Origin of the sequence: Segeticoccus rhizosphaerae, from assembly GCF_009192725.1 — a bacterium.
Taxonomy (GTDB): Bacteria; Actinomycetota; Actinomycetes; order Actinomycetales; family Dermatophilaceae; genus Segeticoccus; species Segeticoccus rhizosphaerae.
The window spans coordinates 1-5215 of the sequence record NZ_VOHR01000262.1 but is presented as its reverse complement, the minus strand read 5'-3'; the positions used below and the strand labels follow the sequence as shown (position 1 = coordinate 5215).

6 protein-coding genes are annotated in these 5215 nt (G+C 72.3%); all 6 read right to left on the bottom strand.

What is annotated here, in order from left to right; all coding sequences use genetic code 11:
* Positions 1 to 170 precede the first annotated feature (170 nt).
* Positions 171 to 938: a bifunctional 1-(5-phosphoribosyl)-5-((5-phosphoribosylamino)methylideneamino)imidazole-4-carboxamide isomerase/phosphoribosylanthranilate isomerase PriA gene (priA, locus tag FRW57_RS16735; protein WP_137120975.1), complete on the bottom strand. Its 768-nt coding sequence runs from the start codon at positions 936 to 938 to the stop codon at positions 171 to 173.
* A gap of 100 nt (positions 939 to 1038) precedes the next feature.
* The gene (gene hisH / locus FRW57_RS16730) at positions 1039 to 1665 is read right to left on the bottom strand and encodes an imidazole glycerol phosphate synthase subunit HisH (protein ID WP_137120974.1); all 627 of its coding nucleotides are present in this window, start codon (positions 1663 to 1665) and stop codon (positions 1039 to 1041) included.
* A complete protein-coding gene (locus FRW57_RS16725; protein ID WP_137120973.1) occupies positions 1662 to 2300 on the bottom strand; it encodes a hypothetical protein in 639 nt (212 codons plus the stop codon). Before FRW57_RS16725 ends, hisH begins: the two co-directional genes overlap by 4 nt.
* 3 nt (positions 2301 to 2303) lie before the next feature.
* Positions 2304 to 2939 carry an imidazoleglycerol-phosphate dehydratase HisB gene (gene hisB, locus FRW57_RS16720; RefSeq protein ID WP_137120972.1) on the bottom strand — a complete coding sequence of 212 codons (636 nt, stop codon included), beginning with the start codon at positions 2937 to 2939 and terminating at the stop codon, positions 2304 to 2306.
* Complete coding sequence (locus FRW57_RS16715; RefSeq protein ID WP_137120971.1) at positions 2936 to 4060, bottom strand: histidinol-phosphate transaminase; 1125 nt, start codon at positions 4058 to 4060, stop codon at positions 2936 to 2938. The genes hisB and FRW57_RS16715 overlap by 4 nt, the downstream gene beginning before the upstream one ends.
* The coding region (gene hisD / locus FRW57_RS16710) for a histidinol dehydrogenase (protein WP_152186527.1) at positions 4057 to 5215 on the bottom strand (1159 nt) is incomplete at its 5' end. The genes FRW57_RS16715 and hisD, both read right to left, overlap by 4 nt.

Sequence of the window (5215 nt, the reverse complement as noted above, 5' to 3'; positions counted from 1 at the left end):
CGATCGGCACCAGCAGACGGGCCCCGTGCACCGCGGCCACGAGGGCAGCCTCGTCCGCCGGCGCGCTGAGCGCACGCACGAGCCTCGGGTCGCCGTCGCCGTCGTCGTGGTCGAAGCCGGTGCCCGTCAGCTGCCGGCCGAAGAAGGACTGTCCCGCCGAGTCGTGCGCGTCACTCACGGGGACGTCCAGCCACCTCGAGGGCCTCGGGCAGGGTGAACGAGCCGCGGTAGAGCGCGGATCCGACGATCGCGCCCTCGATGCCGCCCGGTCCGCCGGTGACCAGACTCCGCAACGTCCGCAGGTCGTCCAGCGTCGAGATGCCGCCCGAGGCCACGACCGGCCGGTCGGTGCGGGCACAGACATCCTCCAGCAGCCTGACGTTCGGCCCCTTGAGCATGCCGTCCTTGTCGACGTCGGTGACCACATAGCGGGCGCAGCCCTCCTGGTCGAGCCGCTCGAGCGTCTCCCACAGGTCGCCGCCCTCCTTGGTCCATCCGCGAGCGGCCAGCGTGGTGCCACGCACGTCCAGTCCGACGGCGATCCGGTCTCCGTGCTCGGCGATCGCCCGTGCAGTCCACTCCGGGTCCTCCAGGGCGGCCGTGCCGAGGTTGACCCGCCGGCAGCCGTTCGCCAGGGCGGCGTCCAGGCTGGCGCCGTCCCGGATCCCACCAGACATCTCCACCTTGATGTCCAGCCGGCCCACGATGTCGGCCAACAGCTCCCGGTTGGAACCCCGGCCGAACGCCGCGTCCAGGTCGACCAGGTGCAGCCACTCGGCGCCCTGGTCCTGCCACGCCTTCGCTGCCTCCCACGGGTCGCCGAACCGGCCGCCACTGCCCGCGACGCCCTGCACGAGCTGAACCGCCTGCCCGTCCGAGACGTCGACGGCGGGCAACAGCTCGAGGCGGTGGGTCGAGGGAACGCTGGACGTGGTCATGGTGCGAGGTCCTCCCGGAGTGGTTCGTCTGGCGAGGGCACGACCGTATGCCGTCTCCCGGCACCGGGAGTGTGAGCGCCAGCAGGTGAAACGGTCCGGCTCACAGCAGGCCCAACCAGTTCTCGAGCAGCGTGGCGCCGGCGTCGCCGGACTTCTCGGGGTGGAACTGGGTCGCCACGAGGGGCCCGTCCTCGACCGCCGCGACGAACCGTGTGCCGTGCGCACACCAGGTGACACGAGCCGTAGCCGAGTCAGCTGACCCCGACCACGTCGTGGCCGCATAGGAGTGGACGAAGTAGAAGAGCTGGTCCTCGACGCCCGCGAACAGCTCCGAACCCCGGGCCACCTCGACCGGCGACCAGCCCGTGTGCGGCACCACGTCGGCGGCGAGCCGCTGGACCGTGTCGGCCCACCGACCGAGTCCCGGAAGCGGCTGCGCGCTGGGCTCGTCCGACCCCTCGAAGAGGACCTGCATGCCCACGCAGATCCCCATGACTGGGCGGTCACCGGACAGCCTTTCCCCGATGAGCGCCGGTCCACGGACCGCCCGCAGGCCTGCCATGCAGGCGTGGAAGTTGCCGACGCCGGGGACGAAGAGCCCGTCGGCCGAGGCCACCTCGTGCGGGTCGGCGGTCAACGTGACGCGTGCCCCGACACGTTCGAGCATCCGCACCGCCGACCGGACGTTGCCGCTGCCGTAGTCGAGGACCACCACTGAGGCGCTCACCGGTCGAGCCCGAGCTCGGCGCGCAGCGCGATCTCGTCCTGCGCCGCGGAGTCGAAACCGGAGACGGCGCGTGGGGCCGGCTCGACCACGAACGACCCGGCGATTCCGGCGGACGGCGCAGCGCCGAGCAGCTCGCCGCCGGGCAGGTCGAGCGTGACCATCGCCGCGGCCAGCAGGCTGCGTGCATCGTCGCCGGGAGACCGCAGCAGATCACGCAGCGCTCTCGCAGCTCGAGGCCCGGGACGCCTCGCGGCGCGCTGCAGGTCCTGCGGGCGGGCAACCGGCAGGCCGGGCGACCGCATCACACCTGACTCCGGCTCCCACACGACGAAGCGAGCCTGCGCGCGCAGCCCGCGTGGCTGCACGGTGATCACTGCCTTGCCGTCGATCACGAAGAACCCCAACGCTGCCCGCAACCGGCCGGGGACCCGGCGAGCAGCCAGCATCGGCAGGCACGCGTCATAGGGAGCGGCGGCGCGGGACTCGCCGGCGGGCAGCGCGGCGGTCCACCCGTCGAGAGGTATGACGCGCAGCGGCACCACGCCGCTCGCGGCCCACTTCGAGACGGAGTCGACGCCGCCACGCATCAAGCAGAGTCCGGGCAGGCCGGCGCGGCGTCGTGGAGACAGGGCCACGGTTCAGAGTGCGCCTTTCGCGCTCGGGACCCCGGTCACCCTGGGGTCCTTGGCGATCGCGACTCGCAGCGCCCTCGCGACGGCCTTGAACTGGGCCTCCACCAGGTGGTGGGGATCGCGGCCCGAGAGCACCCGCACGTGCAGGGCGATGCCCGCGTGGTGCGCGAAGCTCTCGAAGACGTGCCGGGTCAGCGAGCCGGTGAAGTGGCCGCCGATCATGGCATAGGCCTGACCGTCCGGCTCGCCCGTGTGCACGACGTAGGGGCGCCCGGCCACGTCGACGACCGCCTGCACCAGTGCCTCGTCCAGCGGCACCGTGGCGTCGCCGAACCGGGAGATGCCACGCTTGTCGCCGAGGGCCTCACGGAACGCGTCGCCGAGCACGATCGCCACGTCCTCGACAGTGTGGTGGGCGTCAACCTCGACGTCGCCGTCGGCCTGGACCCGCAGGTCGATCAGCGAGTGTCGCGCCAGGCTCGTGAGCATGTGGTCGTAGAAGGGCACACCGGTGCTGATCTCCGACTCTCCCGAGCCGTCGAGGTCCAGCCACAGCTCGACGCGGCTCTCGCTGGTGTTGCGTTGCACCTTCGCGGTGCGCCTCGCGGCCGCGTCGCGACCGGCCGGGTTCGTGTCACTCATAGCGGCTGCTCCTGTCGGTGGGTCGGCGCCAGCTCACGCATCGCCGAGAGAAAGGCGTCGGTCTCCTCGGGCGTGCCGGCCGTGACCCGCAGGTGGTGGGCGATGCCGACGTCGCGCACGAGGATCCCATGCTCGAGCAGCGACTGCCACGTGGCCCGCGCGTCGTCGAGCCCGCCGAAGAGGACGAAGTTCGCGTCACTGGGCACCGGGTCGAGCCCGAGCCCCGTCAGCTCGGCCACGATGCGGTCGCGCTGGACCTTGATCGCCTCGACGGTACCGAGCAGCTCAGGCGCATGGGTCAGCGCCGCGGAGGCGACGGCCTGCGTGACCGCGGACAGGTGGTAGGGCATCCGCACGAGCCGCAGCGCATCGATGAAGTCGGGCGACGCCGCGAGGTAGCCGAGCCTCGCCCCCGCCAGCGCGAACGCCTTGCTCATGGTGCGAGTCACGACGAGCCGGTCCCGTCCCTCGAGAAGGGTGAGGGCGCTCGGCGTCCCGGGGCGGGCGAACTCGGCATAGGCCTCGTCGACCACCACCACGGCGTCCGGTGCCGCGTCATGGGCCGCCTCGACGATCTCCAGCGGCAGCGCCGTCCCGGTCGGGTTGTTGGGAGAACACAGCAGCACGAGGTCTGGCCGGTGCTCGCGCACCTGCGCGACCACGCCGGCCACCCCGAGGTCGAAGACACCGTGCCCCTCGACCCCGCGCATCCCGTCGACCCACCGGGTGCCCACGGTCGCGGAGATGATGGGGTGCATCGAGTAGGCGGGCGTGAAGCCGATCGCCGTGCGCCCGGGGCCCCCGAACGCCTGCAGCACGTGCAACAGCACCTCGTTGGACCCGTTGCCGGCCCACACCTGCTCGGGCCTCACCGCCACGCCGCCGGATCGCTGCAGGTAGTCGGCTAGGTCCGTGCGCAGCTCGACGAACTCGCGGTCGGGATAGCGGTTGAGTCGCGGCACCACCCGGGAAACCGCCTTGGTGACGGCGGCCACGACGGCCGGCGGCACGGCATACGAGTTCTCATTGGTGTTGAGCGCAACCGGCACGTCGAGCTGCGGTGCGCCATAGGGGCTGCGGCCGCGCAGGTCGGGGCGCAGCAGGTCGGCGATGGTGCTCATTCGGGCAACCGGTCGTCGAACCGGGCGGTGACCGCCTCGCCGTGAGCGGGCAGGTCCTCGGCCTGGGCCAGGGTGACGACATGGTGCGCGACCTGCGCGAGGGCGTCGGCCGTGTAGTCGACGACGTGTATGCCGCGCAGGAACGACTGCACGGACAGGCCACTGCTGTGGCACGCACAGCCACCGGTGGGCAGGACGTGGTTGGACCCGGCCGCGTAGTCGCCGAGGCTGACCGGCGCGTGCGGCCCCACGAAGATCGCTCCCGCGTTGCGCACCCGCGCGGCGACCTCGGCGGCGTCGCGGGTCTGGATCTCCAGGTGCTCCGCGGCGTAGGCGTCGACGACGCGCAGGCCCTGCTCCAGGTCGTCCACGAGCACGATGGCCGACTGGCTTCCGCCGAGTGCAGCACGAATCCGCTCCGTGTGCTTCGTGGCGGACACCCTCCGCTCGAGCGCCTCGAGCACGGCGTCGGTCAGCTGCTCGCTGTCGGTGACCAGCACGGCCGCGGCCAGCGTGTCGTGCTCGGCCTGGCTGATCAGGTCGGCGGCCACGAGTTCGGGGTCGGCTGAGTCGTCGGCGAGGATCGTGATCTCCGTCGGCCCCGCCTCGGCGTCGATGCCGATGAGGCCCTTGAGCAGCCGCTTCGCCGCCGCGACGTAGATGTTGCCCGGCCCGGTGACCAGGGTGACCGGCTCGCAGACGACCGCACCGGCCTGCGGGCTCCCGTCCGGGCCCTCCTCGCGCGCGCCGTGGGCGAACATCGCGATCGCCTGGGCGCCGCCGACGGCGTAGACCTCGTCGACGCCGAGCAGGGCGCAGGCCGCGAGGATCGTCGGGTGCGGACAGCCCGCGAACTCCTCCGTGTTGTCCCGCTGGGGCGGACTCGTGACGGCCAGTGAGCCGACCCCCGCGATCTGCGCGGGGACGACGTTCATCACGACGCTGCTGGGGTAGACCGCCACCCCACCGGGGACATAGAGGCCCACCCGGTCGACGGGCACCCAGCGCTCCGTGACCGTGCCACCAGGGACGACCTGGGTGGTCGTGTCGGTGCGGCGCTGGTCCTCGTGGACCAGTCGCGCCCGGCGGATGGACTCCTCGAGGGCCGCCCGGACCTCGGGTTCCAGCGCGGTCAGGGCCCGCTCGAGCAGCAGA